The organism is Acinetobacter sp. NIPH 2699 (genome assembly GCF_022549355.1).
In the GTDB taxonomy this organism is placed as follows: Bacteria; Pseudomonadota; Gammaproteobacteria; order Pseudomonadales; family Moraxellaceae; genus Acinetobacter.
Genome location: NZ_JAKZGL010000013.1, coordinates 22,981 through 44,263 on the forward strand (window position 1 = coordinate 22,981; position 21,283 = coordinate 44,263).

At 41.5% G+C, this 21,283-nt stretch carries 19 protein-coding genes; 2 read left to right on the forward strand and 17 right to left on the reverse strand.

All coding sequences use genetic code 11. From position 1 onward, the window contains the following. Positions 1-338: 338 nt before the first annotated feature. From MMP72_RS12235 to MMP72_RS12295, 13 genes are all read right to left on the reverse strand, one after another. Positions 339-1,226 (reverse strand): DMT family transporter, encoded by an 888-nt coding sequence (locus MMP72_RS12235; protein WP_241317674.1) that lies wholly within the window; start codon positions 1,224-1,226, stop codon positions 339-341. Between the two features lie 168 nt (positions 1,227-1,394). Next, positions 1,395-2,351, reverse strand: coding sequence for a carbon-nitrogen hydrolase family protein (locus MMP72_RS12240; protein WP_241317676.1), 957 nt, complete (start codon positions 2,349-2,351; stop codon positions 1,395-1,397). A gap of 148 nt (positions 2,352-2,499) precedes the next feature. Further along, entirely contained in the window at positions 2,500-3,075 is a 576-nt protein-coding gene (locus MMP72_RS12245; protein WP_241317678.1) for a DUF4126 domain-containing protein, read from the reverse strand. A 124-nt stretch (positions 3,076-3,199) separates the two neighbouring features. Then, on the reverse strand, positions 3,200-3,343 hold the full coding sequence (locus MMP72_RS12250; RefSeq protein WP_109441497.1) for a hypothetical protein: 144 nt from the start codon (positions 3,341-3,343) through the stop codon (positions 3,200-3,202). A 260-nt stretch (positions 3,344-3,603) separates the two neighbouring features. Next, the gene (locus MMP72_RS12255) at positions 3,604-4,773 is read right to left on the reverse strand and encodes a hypothetical protein (protein ID WP_241317680.1); all 1,170 of its coding nucleotides are present in this window, start codon (positions 4,771-4,773) and stop codon (positions 3,604-3,606) included. Between the two features lie 205 nt (positions 4,774-4,978). Further along, positions 4,979-5,125: a hypothetical protein gene (locus MMP72_RS12260; protein WP_241317682.1), complete on the reverse strand. Its 147-nt coding sequence runs from the start codon at positions 5,123-5,125 to the stop codon at positions 4,979-4,981. 115 nt (positions 5,126-5,240) lie between these two features. After that, positions 5,241-5,783 carry a hypothetical protein gene (locus MMP72_RS12265; protein ID WP_241317684.1) on the reverse strand — a complete coding sequence of 181 codons (543 nt, stop codon included), beginning with the start codon at positions 5,781-5,783 and terminating at the stop codon, positions 5,241-5,243. Between the two features lie 253 nt (positions 5,784-6,036). Further along, entirely contained in the window at positions 6,037-6,429 is a 393-nt protein-coding gene (locus tag MMP72_RS12270) for a type II toxin-antitoxin system death-on-curing family toxin (protein ID WP_241317686.1), read from the reverse strand. Continuing rightward, positions 6,429-6,599, reverse strand: a complete 171-nt coding sequence (locus MMP72_RS12275; RefSeq protein ID WP_241317688.1) for an acetyltransferase — start codon at positions 6,597-6,599, stop codon at positions 6,429-6,431. The genes MMP72_RS12270 and MMP72_RS12275 overlap by 1 nt, the downstream gene beginning before the upstream one ends. 74 nt (positions 6,600-6,673) lie before the next feature. Then, entirely contained in the window at positions 6,674-9,295 is a 2,622-nt protein-coding gene (gene acnD, locus MMP72_RS12280) for a Fe/S-dependent 2-methylisocitrate dehydratase AcnD (RefSeq protein WP_241317690.1), read from the reverse strand. A 1-nt stretch (position 9,296) separates the two neighbouring features. Next, positions 9,297-10,457: a 2-methylcitrate synthase gene (gene prpC / locus MMP72_RS12285; protein ID WP_241317692.1), complete on the reverse strand. Its 1,161-nt coding sequence runs from the start codon at positions 10,455-10,457 to the stop codon at positions 9,297-9,299. Between the two features lie 297 nt (positions 10,458-10,754). Continuing rightward, positions 10,755-11,636 (reverse strand): methylisocitrate lyase, encoded by an 882-nt coding sequence (gene prpB, locus MMP72_RS12290; RefSeq protein WP_241317694.1) that lies wholly within the window; start codon positions 11,634-11,636, stop codon positions 10,755-10,757. Continuing rightward, positions 11,629-12,339 carry a GntR family transcriptional regulator gene (locus tag MMP72_RS12295; protein WP_241317800.1) on the reverse strand — a complete coding sequence of 237 codons (711 nt, stop codon included), beginning with the start codon at positions 12,337-12,339 and terminating at the stop codon, positions 11,629-11,631. The genes prpB and MMP72_RS12295 overlap by 8 nt, the downstream gene beginning before the upstream one ends. A 427-nt stretch (positions 12,340-12,766) precedes the next feature. On the opposite strand from MMP72_RS12295, the gene MMP72_RS12300 reads away from it, so the two are divergent. Further along, positions 12,767-13,972, forward strand: a complete 1,206-nt coding sequence (locus MMP72_RS12300) for an amino acid aminotransferase (RefSeq protein WP_241317696.1) — start codon at positions 12,767-12,769, stop codon at positions 13,970-13,972. 112 nt (positions 13,973-14,084) lie between these two features. Beyond that, entirely contained in the window at positions 14,085-15,455 is a 1,371-nt protein-coding gene (locus MMP72_RS12305) for a phosphomannomutase CpsG (RefSeq protein ID WP_241317698.1), read from the forward strand. Between the two features lie 65 nt (positions 15,456-15,520). Here the strand turns inward: MMP72_RS12305 and pgi are convergent, their stop codons facing one another. Genes pgi through MMP72_RS12325 form a run of 4 tightly spaced genes read right to left on the reverse strand, consistent with a single transcriptional unit; the run spans position 15,521 to position 21,234 of the window. Continuing rightward, positions 15,521-17,194, reverse strand: a complete 1,674-nt coding sequence (gene pgi / locus MMP72_RS12310) for a glucose-6-phosphate isomerase (protein WP_241317700.1) — start codon at positions 17,192-17,194, stop codon at positions 15,521-15,523. A gap of 2 nt (positions 17,195-17,196) precedes the next feature. After that, positions 17,197-18,456, reverse strand: a complete 1,260-nt coding sequence (locus MMP72_RS12315) for a nucleotide sugar dehydrogenase (protein ID WP_241317704.1) — start codon at positions 18,454-18,456, stop codon at positions 17,197-17,199. Positions 18,457-18,467: 11 nt separating this feature from the next. Then, entirely contained in the window at positions 18,468-19,346 is an 879-nt protein-coding gene (gene galU, locus MMP72_RS12320; RefSeq protein ID WP_241317706.1) for a UTP--glucose-1-phosphate uridylyltransferase GalU, read from the reverse strand. A 13-nt stretch (positions 19,347-19,359) separates the two neighbouring features. After that, a complete protein-coding gene (locus MMP72_RS12325; RefSeq protein ID WP_241317708.1) occupies positions 19,360-21,234 on the reverse strand; it encodes a nucleoside-diphosphate sugar epimerase/dehydratase in 1,875 nt (624 codons plus the stop codon). Between the last annotated feature and the right edge of the window lie 49 nt (positions 21,235-21,283).

The window sequence follows — 21,283 nt, forward strand, 5'->3', positions numbered from 1 at the left end:
ACCTTTGCCTATAAACTTTTGATTTATAGCGTCCTAAGCCGAATCAAGACCTTTTGGGTAAGTACACACTTGCTTTATAAGCTTCGGTGCATGCTACTCTTTTCGATCCCTTTCACACCCTTGCGATATAGTTTAGGGGGATCGGTGTGGGATTGTTTTCCTAAGAACCGCTATTTTTTTATTTTTTTGAAAATATATTTCGATATTCACAACTAAAATAGAAATTATTATCAACCTATAGCTAACCTAGCCATTTAAATTCCTTAAATTCAACATTACACGGAAATTTAGACTATTCAATGACTATGCAAAGCTTAGATTCTCGGAATAAACAAACACTACGCCCAAATCACCATAATCGCTGCAACGATCACCAACCACAAACCAAGATGATCTGTTTTTGCCAATTTCTCTTTAAAGAAAAACGCCGAAATAAGTAAGCTAAATAGAATCTCAACCTGACCGAGCGTTTTAACAATCGCCACCGTCTGCATACTCATGGCACTAAACCAGCCCAGTGAAGCAAGAAAGCTACAAACGCTGACCTTAAATGTTAGCCCAAGGCGTTGCCACATTTTATACAAGGTTTCACGGCTAAAAAGCCCGAGATAGAGCAGCATAATGATGCATTGAAAGCTAATCAGACTACACAACACCCAAGCTGCACGGTGTAGAAATGGCAACATCGTCAGTTCTAAACTGGCTTCGCGCACCAATAACGAGGTAATCGCAAAACATAGTCCGCTACCTAAACCGATCATCAAAGTTTTGATCGATAATTGGGCGTGCTGATGACCTTTACTGAGTAGAAAAACTGCCAAAGCACCAATCGAAACGCCCACCCAGCCCCAAGCACTCAAATGTTCTTGTAAAAATAGAACACCGACTAATGCCGCCAAGATCGCTTCACTTTTAGCCAGTCCAACCCCAATCGCATAGTTTTTTTGTTGGAACAATTTGACCATCAATGCTGTGGCATAAATCTGACTGATCCCTGCGATCACCACATACAGCCAAAATTTATTGGAGAAATGTACTTGAGTCGTTACAGGTTGATGTAGATAGAGGAATGCAAGATAACTAAAGGCAAATAGCGGTGCAAACAGGAAGCGCGCCAGCGTTGTCCCATAGACATCAACGGTAGTACTGAGTTGTTTTTGAAATGCATTGCGCCAAGCCTGCATAAATGCAGCCATGAGGGTGAACAAGATCCAAGTGATTGCCATAAGCTTGAGCGCGGAATCTAATATGCGTGTAATTTACTCGCTTCACTGTGATTTTTCGAGCATTAGTTTGGAAATTCACCTTGAATGATACGGTTCCATTGCTTATTTTAAAGTGAAATATCACTTAAATTGCATCCCTACTAAAAATCAAAAATAGCGGGCTTATGCTTAGTTCTGCCACGGAAATTTTTTTAAACGATGTCGGAGTCGATACATTAAGCCACCATGAAGATTGCCTAGATGCCACGCCAATTTTGAAGTTACGGTCATATCTGGAATCCAGTAACGCGGCTGCACTTGATCCAAAGGCTGCGGCTCAGCGATTTCAACTTCGGCGGCAATATAGCCCTCACCATCCTCCAAACTCATCCGTGCCAACACCTTGCCTGATGCATCGCAGATTTGAGTCTCACCCACCATTTCAGTCAACCATTTCACATGTGGTAACAGTGGCATATCACTCATTACCTCACCCACATGTGCGGCATGCACCACAGGTGTGCCTGTCAAACGTGCCATTTGGGCAGGCAAAGCTTCACTTTGTTGTTTATAGATCTCATGTTCGTGTCGCATCCACTTACCTAACATCCCATACCAATTGATCGGCATGGAGTACCAACACATGCCCCCTAAAATCAATTGTGCACGCTGAGCTCGAATGCGTTTCGCAGTACCGTAACGTGCCCACTCCCACCCTGACACTAAAGCAACTTTGCATTTCAAGGTGGTTGAATCGACAATGCCATCATCGACACCACCACGATAAAAGTTTTGCTCCCATGCCGTTGGGATATCTTTGTCATGCAGATGATAGTCACCATTCGCCTCGACCAAGATATAAGTGCCATAGGCGTGCCCATCCCGAATTGCAACAAATCCGCCTGTGATAACGACATTGAGCTGCGTTGCTAATCGAATTAACAGTTGTAACGGTTCGCCTTGTAATGGTTGTGGTGTCTGCAATGCCAGTGGTGAATAAACATTTGGGGAAGTCATGGACTCAGGCAGCACGATAACATCAGGTTGATGCTCCTGATATGCCGCTAAAATCAGTTGTTCAAGCTTTTTTAAATTTGCTTCGACTTGTCCAAGTTTTAATGCAGGTTGAATCGCCACAATTTTCATGAGAACCTTTTTTTGTCGAAATTTTATTCTCAAAAGATTAGCATTAAATCTTAAAAAAACTGTGACATTACTCGATACATTTTCGGCTTATTTATCTAATACTCCAGCAATGACCATAAACTCTAAATTCATCGCACCATATATAAACTTACAATGAAGGGCTTATATTTTCTCGCTTATTGGCCCGCACCCAACGTACAGCCACCACAACAAAGACAATCACCAATACCGTAATCACCACAGGCATCACAAACGCCAAAATGGACAACAGGATTGAGCCTATCAACTCCCCTGTCGCAATCACAAAATTGCCTAACCCACCTGTTGTTGCTGTAGATATTCCACGCAAAGCCACAGTATTTAATTGAACTGCGCCTGCTGTTCCACCGCCAACAATAATCGCGGCTGCCCAAGTTGCAAACTGAGACAGTTCCCCACTTATCACTGCCATGGTGGTCAGTGTTCCAGCAATCACTGCCGCAGGTGTTGCGACCGTATCCAATAAATTATCGACCCACGGCACATAGTATGCAGCAATTTCACAGATCGTCGCAAAGCCAAGCGCTGCACAAACAGTGGGCATTGCCAACCATTCAAAACCTTTTGCAGGTTCATACCAACCGAATAAAGTCGCAATGCTCATGACCAATAAAGGAACAAAGACACGAAAACCACAGGCAGCGCTTAAGCCTACGCCAATACATAAAGCGGATATTGTTTCCATGTTGGTTTTCCTTATTTGATGCCGATGATCGGTCTTGTTGTTTCATGTTTTTAAGGTAACAAAAAGCCCCATCAAGTGACAGGGCTTTTATTCAAACAGTGGATAACTGTTTGGTGTTTGCGGCTTAAGCAATCTTACTGTTGAATTGATTGCCAAGGCATTTGGTACACGGAGGTAAACGATCAGTACCAATTTCTAAATAAGTGCGATGTCCGCATTGGACACAAAAATAGAAACCAGTTCCGGGTCTTTCGCCAGCAGTCACCATCTTTGTTCTCCATAGATTTTAGAAATGGTACATATACTATAGCGTGATAGTTCTGATTATTTATTGACCTTTCCGACGAATAATGGCGGCGGAAAGGTGAAGGTTATCGTTTATACACTTTGAGAGGCTTTATTTCCCCCCTTCAACAAAAGCATGTATTACGTCACTCAAGCTTCTAAAACTCTTTTGTATAAAACGGTGTAAATCCTATTCGCTTCATACATGGTCGTTCATCTTACAGCCTCTTCGACAAGATCTCATTATCGTGTATATATGCCATCACAAGAAATAAGATCAATCTGACCTCCTTTACTATCTACGTGATATGCAGCCACCATAACCAGTAAATCATATTGAAAAAGGATTTCTACTCGCTGATTTCCTTCGGCAAGTAATAAGGTATTCATGACTGGATAACCATCTGTAATTTTGTCATTTTCTTGCTGATTTATTTTAACTTGATAATTGACTTGACCACTTTTAATTGAAAGCAGATCTCCTGTCTTTTGAATTTCACAAACCTGCTTATCTTTTTGTCTTAATTTCTTAGACTTAAAATCAGGTAATAAGCCTGAAGAACAATGCGTCAATATCTTGGTACTCCCTAGATACTGTTCCCCTGCACAAGCCTGATAATTAATTTTTAAACGTGCATAATCCTCTGGTATTAGTGGAATTGCATCAACTTGACCTTTAGCAATTAAATCAACTAAATCAGAGTAATCTTTAAAACCTGTCACACCATGAATCGCTTCTTCTAACTTTTCTAATACAGTATAATAAGAAGCATTACTCCCCATATCATTTGTTATCAGATTCAAGTCTTTGTCAAGAACATAGCCTTTCTTAATTAATTCTTGTTTTATTACTTCATTAGCTTTGTTTAAATCCATTGGAGTAAAAATATATTTAGAGTTAAACCAATCTTCAGATTTTTGCTGAGATGCCAAAGCAACGACTAAGGTTGTAATAGGGTTAACATTAACAAAGACGTCTTTATCAGATACATAAGAGTAGTATGTGTCTTTTACTGAAACGACTTTTAACTTACATGGGAGCTGTTTACGATCTACCTCACCAGACCATGATCCATAGAGATCACTTACAACATCTGCTTCAAAACCAGCGCCATTCACACATTTAGCAGTGACGTTCAGTTTAATATTATCCAAAACATTGCCATATGCACGAGCATTACCTTTTAACGTAATATACTCAACTTTTGTTTCTGGTTTTGTCTCCGGTTTTGTCTCCGGTTTTGTCTCCGGTTTTGTCTCCGGTTTTGTCTCCGGTTTTGTCTCCGGTTTTGTCTCCGGTTTTGTCTCCGGTTTTCCAGTGGAATTATTTGAATTACCGCTTCCACCGCCACCACATGCTGTAAGAAAAACAGTACAAAGTAATGGGAGTATTATTTTTTGTTTAGAAAACATTTTTATATCATCTTAGGGAGTTAAATATACTGTGCAGTATAATCTATAGTATTTTTATTTCAAAAAAATAATTCTAGTTTTTAAAATCACCTATAAAAAAGCCCTACCATGGCGATAGAGCTTCTTTATAAGAATCAAAAAACCCAGTAAACTAAGCCACTTGACCTTCTAAAAAGTCTTATGCAAAACGTTGTACGCCACCCACTTAATACACAGAGAATTCCTCTGTATCTAAGCGACAAGTCACTGGCACTTCAACAATCTCATTTCGACCATTAGCCGTCGAGCGTTCAATCCGCAGAATTAAGTCAGAACGTGGCGAAATGTTCTCTATTACACTGTTTAGTTGCATTAAGTTTCAAGCTTCCTGCTAAATTCTTCAAGAGGACATTAGAATATATTGAGAATATGGTTCAGCTTTTACTAAATTTACATCAGATGTTTTAACATGTGATCCTAATAGTGAATTATCTCACAATAGCTTTCTCACGACCTTTTACAAGTCTTGCTTGTTTAAACTCATTTAACCATTTTGTAGTATCTGCTTCGGTTAAATCGCCTTTAGTAGAATAACTGATTCGATGCAAACCGTCATTTCCTCGAATAACACGAGTCAATTCAGATTGCTTTAAATGCCCCATACATTCAGGAAAATTTGCTTGATAATAAATATTATCTGTATCTGATTCTAAAATTTTGAACTCTGTCGAAGGACATTGAGATTTTCTTTGTGCCATGAATTGGTCCGTAAATTCTTGTGGTGTGCTCTTATTCCCCTCTAAAAATTCAATTGATAGCATTTTTGACCATTGTCCAATCGAATCATTTATAGGAATGAATTCACGGATATATCCTTTGCCTACACCAAATTGTTTTTGATATCCAACTTTCCAGTTAGATATATCAATATGACTTGCTACGATTGCTTCTAATGGTTCTTGCTGATAGAGCGTGGCACAACCCGACAAACCCACAAAAATTGTAAAGACGCATAACATTTTCTTTAACACTAATATCGCTCCAATTGTATTCAAACAATATAGAATACTCTGCTAACTATTTCTGAGCTAGCAGAGAAAGATTGCATAATCACATTTGACTAATCAAAATGTATTTTACAAAGAAATTAAGCCACTTGACCTTCTAAAAAGTCTTGTGCAAAACGCTGTAATACACCACCCGCTTCATACACAGAAACTTCTTCTTCTGTATCTAAACGGCAAGTTATCGCAGAATCTATATTTTTCTCTATTATTTCAAAAATTACTCGCCATTTGCCACATAATGCGCATACAAAATATCTGCAAAATCACTTTCAGTGACTTCACCAATTACTAAATCTCTGACAGCATCGGCTAACAGCTCGTTATCTTGTAATAGTTCATAATCATTCAAAGACAAATATTCTAAAGCTACAGCTAAACCAGTCCGTTTATTCGCATCAGATAATGCGTGAGCATTTGCAATACTTGAGGCATATTTAGCTGCTATTTCAAACACATCGTCTAAGCCTTCATAAACAATCGCATTATCAACACGAGCTAAAGCACCTTGCAGCTTTCCAACATCCGCTGCACCTTTCATGCCTTTTTCTGTAGCTAAAATAAAAGCATTAATCTCAATTACACGTTCAAATGGAAAGCAAATAATATTCATTACATATCTGCAAGGCGCTTAAATGTCTTACTATGTGTACGCAATGCTAGTTTTGTTTCTGACTTTACGATCTGACGACCAGTTTCACCTGACAAATCTAATTGCTTCGTTGCCTGAATTCTTGGACGTTCAACCGCAGCAACACCATATTTTTCTATTTTTTTATTCATCAACCAATTCCAATAAAAAAAAGCTCCATCCTAAGATAGAGCTTTCCTGTCATTTTTACAATGTTAAAGCATTATCAAGCCACTTGACCTTCCAAGAAATCCTGTGCAAAACGCTGTAATACCCCACCCGCTTCATACACAGAAACTTCTTCTTCTGTATCGAGACGGCACGTCACAGCTACTTCAATAATTTCTTCTTTGCCTTCATCAGTCGAACGCTCGATCACTAAAGTTAAGTCAGAACGTGGTGAGATATTACCAATCACACTATAAAGCTCAGTACCATCTAGCTTTAAGGTCTTACGGTTAACGCCTGGCTTAAACTCAAGCGGTAATACACCCATACCCACCAAATTAGTACGGTGAATGCGCTCAAAGCCCTCTGCCACGATCGCTTCCACACCTGCAAGACGTACACCTTTGGCAGCCCAGTCACGACTAGAACCCTGACCATAATCCGCACCTGCCACAATGATCAACGGTTGCTTACGGTTCATGTAAGTTTCAATCGCTTCCCACATCCGCATTACTTCGCCTTCAGGCTCTACACGCGCTTTTGAACCTTGTTTAATCGTGCCGTCTGAACGAACCACCATTTCATTAAACAATTTCGGGTTGGCAAATGTCGCACGTTGCGTGGTGAGATGGTCGCCACGATGCGTTGCGTATGAGTTAAAGTCTTCCTCAGGTACACCCATTTTCGCCAAATACTCACCAGACGCACTATCAAGGACAATGGCATTTGATGGCGATAAATGATCGGTGGTAATGTTGTCACCCAAGATCGCAAGTGGACGCATATTGGCTAAAGTACGCGGCGCAGCCAATGCCCCTTCCCAATACGGCGGACGGCGAATATAAGTACTCATTGGTCGCCAGTCATACAGTGGACTTGCCGCTTCTTCATTTACACCCAGATCAAACATTGGAATGTAAATTTTACGGAACTGTTCAGGCTTGACTGACTCTTTGACCAAGGCATCAATTTCAGCATCCGATGGCCAGATGTCTTTTAGGTAAATTGGATTGCCGTCTTTATCTGTACCAAGCGCATCTTTTTCAATGTCAAAACGAATCGTTCCTGCAATCGCATAGGCTACGACAAGCGGTGGCGATGCCAAAAATGCTTGTTTGGCATAAGGATGAATACGACCATCGAAGTTACGGTTACCAGAAAGCACTGCGGTCGCATACAAGTCACGGTCAATGATTTCTTGTTGAAGCACTGGATCGAGTGCACCTGACATGCCATTACACGTCGTACAAGCATAGGCCACGATACCAAAGCCTAATTTCTCTAGGTCTTTCAGTACGCCTGCTTCTTCAAGGTACAGCGCAGCCGCTTTTGAACCTGGAGCAAATGAAGATTTCACCCAAGGCTTACGCACTAAGCCCAATTCATTGGCTTTACGTGCCAATAAACCTGCGGCAACAGTATTACGTGGGTTTGAGGTATTGGTACATGAGGTGATTGCAGCAATGATGATTGCACCATCAGGCATTAAACCATCAGTACGATGTTCAACTACACCTGCAATACCTTTGGCTTTCAAATCAGCAGTCGAAACACGCGCATGTGGGTTTGATGGCCCTGCGATATTACGGGTTACGCTTGAAAGATCAAAACGGAGTACACGAGGATATTGCGCTTGGGTCATATCCGTTGCCCAAAGACCGATTTCTTTGGCGTATTGTTCAACCAGTTTGACTTGTTCTGCTTCACGACCCGTCAAGGTTAAATAATCAATGGTGTTTTGGTCGATGTAGAACATCGCAGCGGTTGCACCATATTCAGGGGTCATGTTGGAGATGGTGGCACGATCACCAATCGACATGGTGTCCGCACCTTCGCCGAAGAACTCTAGATATGCACCGACCACCCGCTCTTTACGCAAGAACTCGGTTAAGGCTAAGACGATATCGGTTGCAGTAATGCCTGCCTGACGTTGACCAACAAACTCAACCCCAATAATGTCAGGTAGGCGCATCCACGATGCACGACCCAACATCACATTTTCAGCTTCTAAACCACCGACACCAATCGAAATCACACCAAGCGCATCGGTATGTGGTGTATGCGAATCTGTACCGACACAAGTATCGGGAAAAGCCAAACCATCACGGTTTTGAATCACTGGAGACATTTTCTCCAAGTTGATTTGGTGCATGATGCCGTTGCCCGCAGGAATCACATCGACATTTTTAAAGGCGGTTTTGGTCCACTCAATAAAATGGAAACGGTCTTCATTACGACGATCTTCGATGGCACGGTTTTTTTCAAATGCATCTGGATCAAAACCGCCAAATTCTACTGCGAGTGAATGGTCTACGATCAACTGCGTTGGTACAACAGGATTGACTTTAGAGGGATCACCACCTTGTTCGGCAATGGCATCACGCAAGCCTGCAAGGTCAACCAAAGCGGTTTGACCTAAGATGTCGTGACAGACTACGCGCGCAGGATACCAAGGAAAATCCATGTCCTGACGACGTTCGATCAATTGTTTTAAGGCATCGGTGAGCAACGTTGGATCACAACGGCGAACCAACTGCTCTGCCAATACTTTCGAGGTATACGGCAAAGTCGCGTACGCGCCTGGCTGAATATCTTCAACGGCTTGACGCACGTCATAGTATTCGAGCTGGGTATCGCCATTATAATTTGGCAGCGGTTTACGGTATTGTGTGTTATTCATATTAGCCACGCTCCGCCAAAGGTTTGAATTCTAGATTTTCAGGGCCTGTATAGTTCGCGCTTGGACGAATGATCTTGCCGTCTTGACGTTGCTCAATCACATGCGCTGACCAACCTGCGGTACGTGCAATCACAAACAATGGCGTAAACATGGCGGTAGGAACACCCATCAAGTGATAGCTCACTGCACTAAACCAATCGAGGTTCGGGAACATGTTCTTCACTTCTTTCATCACCGCTTCTAGACGTTCAGCAATCAAATACATTTTGTTATTTTCTTGCGCTTCAGCAAGATCATAAGCCACTTTCTTGATCACTTCGTTACGTGGATCAGAGATCGTATAAACAGGGTGACCAAAACCAATGATCACTTCTTTTTTCTCTACGCGGCTACGGATGTCTGCTTCTGCTTCGTCGGCATTGTCATAACGCTGTTGAATCACGAACGCAACTTCGTTCGCACCACCATGTTTTGGTCCACGTAGCGCACCAATACCGCCTGTAATCGCTGAGTACATGTCTGAACCTGTACCTGCCACCACGCGCGAGGTAAATGTTGATGCATTGAATTCATGCTCTGCATACAGAATCAATGAAGTGTGCATCGCTTCAGTCCATTCCTCTGACGGTTTTTCACCATGCAACAAATGTAAGAAATGCGCGGCAATCGAGTCATCATCGGTTTCAACTTCGATACGGCGACCATTGTTGCTAAAGTGATACCAGTACAACAACATTGAGCCTAAGCTTGCCATCAATTTGTCAGCAATGTCTTTTGCGCCTGCTTCGTTGTGGTCTTCATGTTCTGGCGTTAAACAACCTAGAACAGATACCCCTGTACGCATCACATCCATTGGATGAGCTGATGGAGGAAGTTGCTCAAGTGCAGTTTTGAGTGCCGCTGGTAAGCCACGCAGTGCTTTTAATTTGGCTTTATAGGCTTTCAGTTCAGCTTTGTTGGGTAATTTGCCATGCACAAGTAAATGCGCCACTTCTTCAAATTGACTGCCCACTGCAAGATCAAGAATGTCATAACCACGATAGTGCAAATCGTTACCGCTGCGGCCTACGGTACACAGTGCGGTATTACCTGCAACTTGACCACTGAGTGCGACTGATTTTTTTGGTTTGAAGCCTGTTGTTAGCGTTTCATTACTGCTCATAAGATTGTCCTTTTTTATCCTTAGGTGAATTTCGTAGCGGTGTCATACCGAACTCTCATCTTATTTGAGGATAAGCCTTCGGCTGGACTTACTTTTGATGGATCAAAAGTAAGCAAAAATCCTTTGTTGGCCTGACGGTACGTCCTTGCTACCGCAGCCCAACGTAGCGGCATCCATGCCGCCTTCACGATCATTAAGACCTTCATGAAACTGATAAAAATACTCTTTTTATCTCCACTAGAAAGTCTTCAATTCGTGAATTCCCTCTCCCTCTGGGGTAGGTTAGGAGGGGGGAAATTACTTGCTCTTCGCAAAAGTTCCATCAAGGTATTGTTCAAACGCATGGTAGTTAATGCGCTCATACAATTCCTGACGCGTTTGCATGGTGTCCACCACATTCTTCTGCGTGCCTTCTTTGCGCAAAGTCTCATAGACATTTTCTGCTGCTTTATTCATCGCGCGGAATGCAGAAAGTGGATATAAGGCAATGCTGACATCAGCAGAAGCCAATTCTTCCGTGGTGAACAATGGTGTAGAACCAAATTCAGTAATGTTCGCCAAGACTGGAACTTTGGTCAGATCAGCAAATTGCTTATACATGGCCAACTCAGTGATTGCTTCAGGGAATAACATATCCGCACCTGCTTCAATATATGCACCTGCACGATCAATCGCTGCTTGTAGGCCTTCAACTGCTAAAGCGTCCGTACGCGCCATAATCACAAAGTTTTCATCGGTGCGCGCATCAACTGCTGCCTTAATACGGTCAACCATTTCTTGTTGCGTCACGATGGCTTTGTTTGGACGGTGACCACAACGTTTAGCACCGACTTGATCTTCGATATGCATCGCTGCCGCACCAAACTTAATCATCGACTTGGTGGTACGCGCGATATTAAATGCAGATGCACCAAAACCGGTATCCACATCCACCAACAACGGTAAATCACAAACATCAGTAATACGACGGACATCAGTGAGCACATCATCAAGATTGCTAATGCCTAAATCAGGTAAGCCCAACGAACCTGCCGCGACACCGCCACCTGATAAATAAATCGCTTTATAACCTGCACGCTTTGCCAATAAAGCATGGTTCGCATTAATTGCACCCACCACTTGTAATGGTTTTTCATTTGCGACCGCGTCGCGGAATAGCTGACCAGCAGATTTAGCCATGTTGATGTTCTCCTTGAGTTTGCAACAATGTTTGCTCAACAATTTTGTAAGATGCATTGATATGACGATGCATCAGCATTTCGGCAAGTTCACCGTCACCTTCAGCAATCGCATCTAAAATGCGGATATGTTCTTCCCAAGCTTTGCTGGGTCGATTTGGGGTATTTGAAAACTGGATGCGATACATCCGAATCAGATGGTAAAGCTCATCACAGAGCATTTTTTCGAGGGTTTTATTGCCACTACTTTTGATAATGCAGTAATGGAAATCATCTTGCCCTTCTTGCAAGTAATAGCCTTTTCCTGCTTTAAAATTTTCATCTTCAGCATGTAAACGTAATACATCCCGCAATGCCAAGATTTGTTTTTTATCAATATGTTGAGCAGCGAGTTTACAAGCCAAGCCTTCTAAAGAAGCACGAATCTGGTACAGCTCTTGAAACTGTTGTAGCGAGAGGGAAACCACACGTGCGCCAATATGCGCAGTACGCTCTACCAACTTCTGTCCTTCAAGACGATGAATCGCTTCACGCAAAGGCCCACGGCTAATCCCATACACACGTGCCAGTTCAGGTTCAGAAATCTTACTGCCCGCAGGAATCTGCCCCAAGACGATTGCGGATTGAATTTGCTTAAATACGTGTTCCGTCAGTGTTCTTCCCTGACTTGTGCTGATGGCTTGTGGAACAAGGGTATCTTGCATATTGTCAACAATCTCTAGCATTTTTATGATTTTATAACCAAATACAAGCGAAAATGCAATAGGATTGTCGACAATAAAAATAGAGGCTCTGGCAATCCTATTGGCTAAACACCCTGACTAAGCAAATCAACAATCAAATCGAAAATCATATTAAATATAGTAAAAACAAAAACTTATAAAATATAGTCAATTAAATATTGATTTGATCTGTACCACATAATGGACTTTATTCTTTTTATACTACGACGATGGTATGACAGCTTGATTGTAGACAATCCTGATAATCTGTTGGTCTTTGACTGATTTTGTAAGTAAATACTGCACTAGAAATGCAAATAATAGAGTGCTTCATCTGCACTTTATTGGTACATTATTGGGCATTCAAAAAACACCTCCATGCCCCTTGTTGAATAAAAGGACATTGTTAATGTTTCAACATATCCCACCTTATGCAGGCGATCCAATTCTTTCATTAATGGAACAGTTCAATGCTGATCCACGCGCTGAAAAGGTGAACCTCAGTATTGGTTTGTACTATAACGAAGACAGCATCGTTCCTCAGCTTGATACCATTATCGAAGCGCAAAAACGGATTGCACCGAAGAATACGCAAACCAAGCTTTATCTTCCAATGGAAGGTTTCAAACCTTACCGTGAAGCGATTCAAGCCTTATTGTTTGGCGCAAATAGCCCAGCAATTCAACAAGGTCGTGTTGCGACGATTCAAACATTGGGTGGTTCAGGTGCATTGAAAGTTGGTGCTGACTTTCTAAAAACATATTTCCCAAATTCAGAAGTTTGGGTCAGCCAACCGACTTGGGATAACCATGTTGCCATCTTCAATGGTGCAGGCATCAAAAGTAATTTCTATCCATACTTCGATGCTGAAACGCGTGGTGTCGATTTTGATGGCATGTTGTCTACGCTAAAAACATTGCCAGAACAAAGCATTGTGTTGTTACATCCTTGCTGCCATAACCCGACAGGTGCGGATTTGAATCCAGCACAATGGGATCAAGTGATTGCGGTATTAAAACAAGGCAATTTGATTCCATTCCTTGATATCGCTTACCAAGGTTTTGGCGATGGTATGGAACAAGACGCCTATGCGATTCGCGCACTAGACCAAGCGGGCTTAAACTTCATTGTCAGCAATTCATTCTCTAAAATCTTCTCACTTTACGGTGAGCGTGTTGGTGGTTTGACATTTGTTTGTGACGATGCAGAAGCAGCGCAATGCACATTCGGTCAGTTAAAAGCGACTGTACGCCGCATCTACTCTAGCCCACCAACAACAGGTGCGTGGTTAGTAGATCAAGTGTTAAATGACGCTGAGCTAAATCAACAGTGGCAAGATGAAGTGAAAGAGATGCGTGAGCGTATCCTTAAAATGCGTAGCATCTTGAGAGATGAATTGACCAAAGCATTGCCAGAACGTGATTTCAGCTACCTTGTGAATCAAAAAGGTATGTTCAGCTACACAGGCTTAACCGCTGAACAAGTGGATACTTTACGTGAAGACTATGCGATCTATCTGGTGCGTAGTGGTCGTATTTGTGTTGCGGGTTTAAACATGAATAATGTCTATAAAGTTGCAAAAGCGGTTGCGGAAGTTTTAGCAAAATCAGCTTAACACCATCTACACATCCTTACCAAAAATGGCTGTTTCAATTGAAGCAGCCATTTTTTATTTTACGATCCCTTTGTATACTGCTCAACAATGACAAATAACAGCGTAACTTCCAATGACACAACTGACTTGCTTTAAAGCCTATGACATTCGCGGCAAACTGGGTACAGAGCTCAATGAAGAAATTGCCTATAAGATTGGTCGCGCTTATGGACAAATCTATCAACCAAAAACCATCGTGATCGGTTGTGATATTCGTTTAAGCAGCGAAGGCTTAAAACAAGCCACCATTCGTGGTCTAAATGATGCAGGCATCAATGTGCTTGATTTAGGTATGACAGGGACTGAAGAAGTGTATTTCGGTGCATTCCATCTCGATGTTCAGGGTGGTATAGAAATCACTGCCAGCCACAACCCAATGGATTACAACGGCATGAAATTGGTGCGTGAAAATGCACGTCCAATCAGTGCTGATACTGGCTTAAAAGAAATTCAAGCTTTGGCTGAATCGGGGCGGTTCGTTGAAGTCGCACAGAACGGCACCACACAACACTATAATATTCTGCCTGAATTCATTGAGCACCTACTGACTTATATTGATCCACAAAAAATTAAACCACTTAAACTGGTGGTCAATGCAGGTAACGGTGCAGCAGGTCATGTCATTGATGCGATCGAACAGAAGTTCCAACAACTACACATTCCTATTGAATTTATTAAAATCCACCACGACGCTGATGGTACCTTCCCGAATGGTATTCCTAACCCGATCCTGATCGAAAACCGTGACAGCACTCGTGATGCTGTACTTAAACATCAAGCTGATATGGGAATTGCATGGGATGGGGACTTTGACCGTTGCTTCCTATTTGATGAAAAGGGGCAGTTCATAGAAGGCTATTATATCGTTGGGTTGCTAGCACAAGCTTTCTTGATCAAACAAGCAGGGGAGAAAATTGTTCATGATCCACGTCTTGTTTGGAATACCTTTGATATTGTGGAAAAATATCAAGGGATTGCGGTACAGTCAAAATCGGGGCATGCCTTTATTAAAGATGTGATGCGTGAACACAATGCCGTTTACGGCGGCGAAATGAGTGCACATCATTATTTCCGCGACTTTGCTTATTGCGATAGCGGTATGATCCCTTGGTTGCTCACGATTGCCCTACTCTCTGAAACAGGTCAAACCCTTTCAACTTTAGTTGAAAATATGATTGAAAAATTTCCATGTAGCGGTGAGATCAACTTTAAAGTCGCTGATACTCAGACAACGGTACAAAAGATCTTTGATCACTATGCCGATCAAAATCCACAGATCGACCGTACTGATGGGGTAAGTCTTGATTTCGGTGCTTGGCGTTTAAATGTGCGTGCCTCAAATACCGAGCCATTACTACGCTTAAATATTGAAAGTCGCGCCGATCAAAATCCACAACCGATGCAGGTTTATGTCGATGAGTTGACGCATCTAATTTCAGCTTAGTAAACAAAAGAAGGAAATCTTTTTAGACCAAAAAGATTTCCTTCTATCTATAGAACAATCGCTTTTTAAGTTTCTGTCTTGCCTAATAATATTTTCAATAGACCCTGTGTCGATGCATCAAATATAGATAAATCCTCTTGCTCACGGTTTAAAATCGGCAAAAGCTGATTAGCAATCTCTTTGCCTTTTTCCACACCCCATTGATCAAAGGGATTGATATTCCATAACACCGACTGCACAAAAACTTTATGCTCATAAAGTGCAATCAACATACCTAAACTATACGGATTCAACTCTTTTAATAAAATGGTCGAACTTGGCTGATTGCCTTCATATTGCTTGTATGCGGGTAAATCTTTAAGCTCATCTGCTGCCAGCGCCTGATTGCCAAATGCCAATAAACGAGATTGCGCTAAACAATTCGATAATGCGAGATGATGCTGCTCAACCAATGCATCAGCACTTTCGACATAGGTAAACTGATTAGCATTGTAGCGCTTAACTGGAGCAATAAAATCACAGCTAACTGAATGTGTCCCTTGATGTAATAACTGATAGAACGCATGCTGCGCATTTGGTCCTACTTCGCCCCATACAATTGGGCAAGTGGCCATAGCGACCTTCTCACCATTACGTTGGGTCGATTTACCATTGGACTCCATTTCTAATTGTTGCAAATAGGAGGCAAAATATTTAAGTCGTCCATCATAAGGCAAGACTGCATGGGTCTGAATATCAAGAAAATTATTATTCCACACACCCAACAGTCCCATTAAGACAGGGATATTTTGAGCAAACGGTGCCGTTTGGAAATGTTGATCAATCGCATAAGCACCCGCTAAAAACTGCTTGAATCCGTCTACACCAATCATTAAAGCAATGGGTAAACCAATACATGACCACAATGAATAACGGCCACCCACCCAGTCCCACAATAGCAGTTGCTTATCAGGGGCAATGCCCCATTCCGTCATTTTTTCTGCTTTGGTTGAAACACCAATAAAATGGTTTTTCAAGATTTTTGTATCTGTGCCCAAGGCTTTTTCTAACCATTGGCGTACCGTTTCAGCATTCGAAAGCGTGTCAATCGTGCCAAAAGATTTTGACGAAATAATAAATAAGGTTGTTTCAGGACGAAGCTGATGCAGTAACGCGGAAAGCTGACTGCCATCCATGGTCGAAACAAAATGAACATCCAAGGGTTTTGCTGTCTTGACCTTAAAATCTGACAATGCATGCGTCACCATCAATGGACCTAAATCAGACCCCCCGACTCCAATATTCACCACATCCTGAATAACCTCACCTGTCGCACCGCGATATTGTCCAGTATGAATCTTTTCCACCAAAGCATACATTTTCTCAAGTTGTACTTGAACTTGTTGATTAACAGCAGAAAAGTCCTGATTGGTTTTCGGTAAGCGCAATGCCCAATGCATCGCAGCACGATGCTCAGTGAAATTAATCTGCTCTGATGAAAATAGTTTTTTGATCCATTGACTGAGATCTTGGCTATGCGCTAAATCAACCAAACCGTCAAGAATATTTTGATCAATTCGATGTTTACTAAAATCTAAAACAATTTGGTCATATTCCACAGAAAACTTGGTAAAACGTGAAGCGTCTGCTGCAAATAGTTGCTTGAGATGAGCCTCTTTAAGCTGTTCTTGCAAAGAGGATAAATGTTCCAATACAACACGCTGATTCTTGACAGGAAATGGATGAAGATTATTGACCATAATTAACGCCCCACCCCCATATATGCAAAACCTTGTGCCTTCACATACTGTGGATCATAAATATTACGTCCATCTAAAATGAGAGGATGTGCCATGCACTGCGCCAATTGTTTAAAGTCAGGACTCCAATATTGTTTCCACGCCGTTAAGACACATAAACCATGTACATTTTGCACAGCCTCATATTGATCATCACATAAAATCAGATCATCTCGCTGACCATACATCGTACTAATTTCTTCTAAGGCTTGCGGATCATGTAACTGAACAGTTACCCCCTGCGCCCAGAGTGCAGCCAACATTTGATGAATCGGGGACTGTTGAATACTCGAGGTATTCTCTTTAAAAGAAGCTCCCCAAATGGCAACTGTTTTGCCTTGTAAATCACCGTGGTAATAATTCCAAAACTTACGGAATAAGATTTCTTTCTGCTGCTCGTTGATCTCCCAAACTTGAGCAAGCAATTGGCTTTTGACCCCTGTATTGGCCACAGTATTGGAAAGCGTCAAAATATCATGTGAAAAGTTTTCACCACCAAAACCAGCACCAGGCGCTAAATAAGCAGTGCCAATCCGATTATCCGCAGCCATTCCCTGACGGACTGAAGCAATATCAATGCCTAACTTTTCTGCCACAACCGCAAGATCATTGATATAACTAATCCGTGTCGCCAACATGCCAGAAATACTCAACTTAGTAAATTCCGCATCTAAAACCGGCATAAATAAATAATGCTGTGCTAAAGGAAAAAAGGGTCTTAACAGCTCTTTCACTTTGGCTTGCACATCCACCTGAATACATCCAACGATTAGTTGTTTTGCCTCTGTTAAGCTCTGTAAAGCATTTCCTTCCTGAACGGTATCAGGTAAATAGACCCAGTCATCATCTGACAATATCTGTAGGAATCTTTCTGTGCCATGCAAACCAAAAGTTGAAGCATTGATCATCAATTTTGGATGAATAATCGGACGTTGTTTAAGAGCATTTAATAATTGATAAACTTGCGGTTCTTGAGTCTGATTAAAACTAAACAGGTAGGCATCAATATCTAAAGGTATTTGTTCCAAGTCACTATACTTTAGAAAACCGCTTTGTCGTTGCTTCTCCAATAAATGACTGACATTTTCATCATGAAATGAATATTGCAGTTCATCCGTTGCAACATGGAGATGCGAACACCAATATACGTTATGCCCTGACTCCGACAATAACGCGGACATTACCCCTGCATATAAAGTATTACCAAAGATTGCGACTTTCATAACTACTTACCTTAAAGCGCTAATTCTTGAATTAAGCCCTTAAACTCTACACCCAATTTGGGATGTTCAAGACCATAATGCAATACCGCTTTGAGATATCCGATCTTGCTCCCGCAATCAAAAGTTTGACCTTTCATACGATAAGCTTCGACTGTCTGTGACTGCTGTAATGCCGCAATCGCATCAGTCAATTGAATTTCATTTCCAGCCCCACGTGGTGTTGTTTCTAACAATGCCATGATTTGCGCTGGCAAAATATAACGCCCCACCACCGACAAATTCGAGGGTGCGCTGCCCACTGCTGGCTTTTCAACAATCCCTTGCATGATGACACTTTCACCCTCATTCGGTGAAACGGCAACATCCACAATACCATATTGATCAACCAAATGATCAGGCACAGCTTCAACCATAATCTGGGACGCTTGAGAGTGTTGAAATCGCTGAATCATCAAAGACAGATCATTCTCTGTATGCTGATTATTTTTAACTAAAACATCGGGTAATAACACCGCAAAAGCCTCATCACCCACAATATCTTTGGCACACAATACTGCATGACCTAATCCTAAAGGTTGGGGCTGGCGTACACTGACCACACTGACATGCTTAGGTAAAATATCAGTAATTTCTTTGAGTAAATCAAATTTCTTTTTTTGTTCTAGCGTGGTTTCAAGCTCAAAATTACGATCAAAATAATTCTCAATCGAAGCCTTGGAGGAGTGAGTGACTAAAATAATCTGTTCAATACCTGCCTCGACCGCTTCCCGAACCACATATTCAATTGCTGGACGATCGACCACCGTGACCATTTCCTTTGGAATTGACTTACTCGCTGGTAAAAACCGTGTACCTAAACCTGCAACAGGTAAAATGGCTTTTTTAATCATATTCTCTCTCAATTTAGTTAACTCGAACGTCACCGCTACGTTTATACCCATCAACATAATGTTCAAGCTGCGTTAAAGCCCAATCCACATCATGGTCAACTGCGGTCATTTGATTAATTTTAGCAAAGATCGCTTGTACTTCTTGTAAAGGATAATGCTTTTCAAATGACCGTAAAATCCGAGTATGTTGCGTATATTCAGTATTATCCTGATCAATCAAAAGTTCTTCATATAGCTTTTCACCTGGGCGTAAACCACTATAAGCAATTTCAATGTCCCCTGTGCTTGAACCAGTCTCACGAACTTTTAGACCACTCAATTTGATCATTTGACGTGCCAAATCTTGAATTCGAACAGGTTCACCCATGTCCAACAAGAACACATCTCCACCTGACCCTAATGCTCCCGCTTGAATCACAAGCTGCGATGCTTCAGGAATGGTCATAAAATAACGCGTTACATCTGGATGAGTCACGGTAATCGGACCGCCCACTGCGATTTGCTGTTTAAACAAGGGCACCACTGAACCTGAAGAACCTAGGACATTCCCAAAACGGACAATACTAATTTGAGTAGGGGGTTTAGTTTCAGCAACCGCTTGGCAATATAACTCTGCCATACGCTTAGATGCTCCCATGACATTGGTCGGTCGAACTGCTTTATCGGTCGAAATCAATACAAATGTTTCAACGCCTTTTTCTACCGCTGCATTTAAACTATTTGCAGTACCAATCGCATTATTTTTTAAACCTGCAATTGGATTACATTCAACTAAAGGCACATGTTTATACGCGGCTGCGTGATAGACCGTTTGCACTTGATATTGTTCAATAATTCGTTCTAGCTTGTGTTGATCTTGCACCGTACCCAAAATCGATACAATCTCACAGTTTGCAGTTAAGCGTAATTCCTTATCAATACTATATAAGGCAAATTCGGTTAACTCATATAAAACCAATAATTTCGGTTGATTCTTAATAATTTGACGACACAGCTCTGAGCCAATCGAACCACCTGCACCAGTGACCATCACAACTTTATTTTGAATATTTTTAACCAAAAGATGGGCAATAGGCGGAATAGGATCACGCCCGAGTAAATCAATAATATCAACTTCTTGAATATCAGAAACTCGGATTTCTCCATCAACTAACTGGGTCAAGCCTGGTAATTCAGTTATCTTTAACCCAGAAGATTCAAATTGTTGAATAATTTCAGTTTTTCGTACTCGCCCAACCGAAGGAAGTGCAAGTAAAATTTCATCAATATGTTCTTTTTCAAAACGCTGTAAGGCTTTTTCAACAGAATAAACCTTTAAACCGCCAACGATTTGCCCTTGTAACGAAGCATAATCATCAATAAAAAAGATCGGAAGATGGTCATCTGAACGATGTAATGCCGCTGCAATTTGTTGTCCTGCATCACCTGCACCATAAATCGCGATCCGTTTGCGTCCCAACTCTGAATAAAATGAAACTTTGACCACGAAACGAATAAACGCTCGACTCGTCCAAACCCACGTAAACATCATAAAACCAAACATAAACGGAATAGACATCGGAATATGTGCTTTGGTGATATATGTGAGTGCATATAAAGCCAGCATGGTCAAAAAAACAGCCAATGCGAGTTTGACAATAAAGACTTCATTAAAGGTTCGGACAATAAAACGATAGACGCCTGTAACGGCAAGACAACTAATCGCAATCAAACTAACGAGCAAAGATCCATGATCAATGCCTGAAACAACATCTGCTTTCAAATCAAATAAACGAATGACATAACACAGCCACAAAATGACAGGAAAAGCTAAGATATCCAAAATAACAAGGAAAAATTGTTTATACAGCCTAGGCGCTGAGGCAAATTGATGAATAATCTTTTTCACAGTGATCTTCTAATCATCCCACATTCAGTTTGATCTTTATACGCACTTC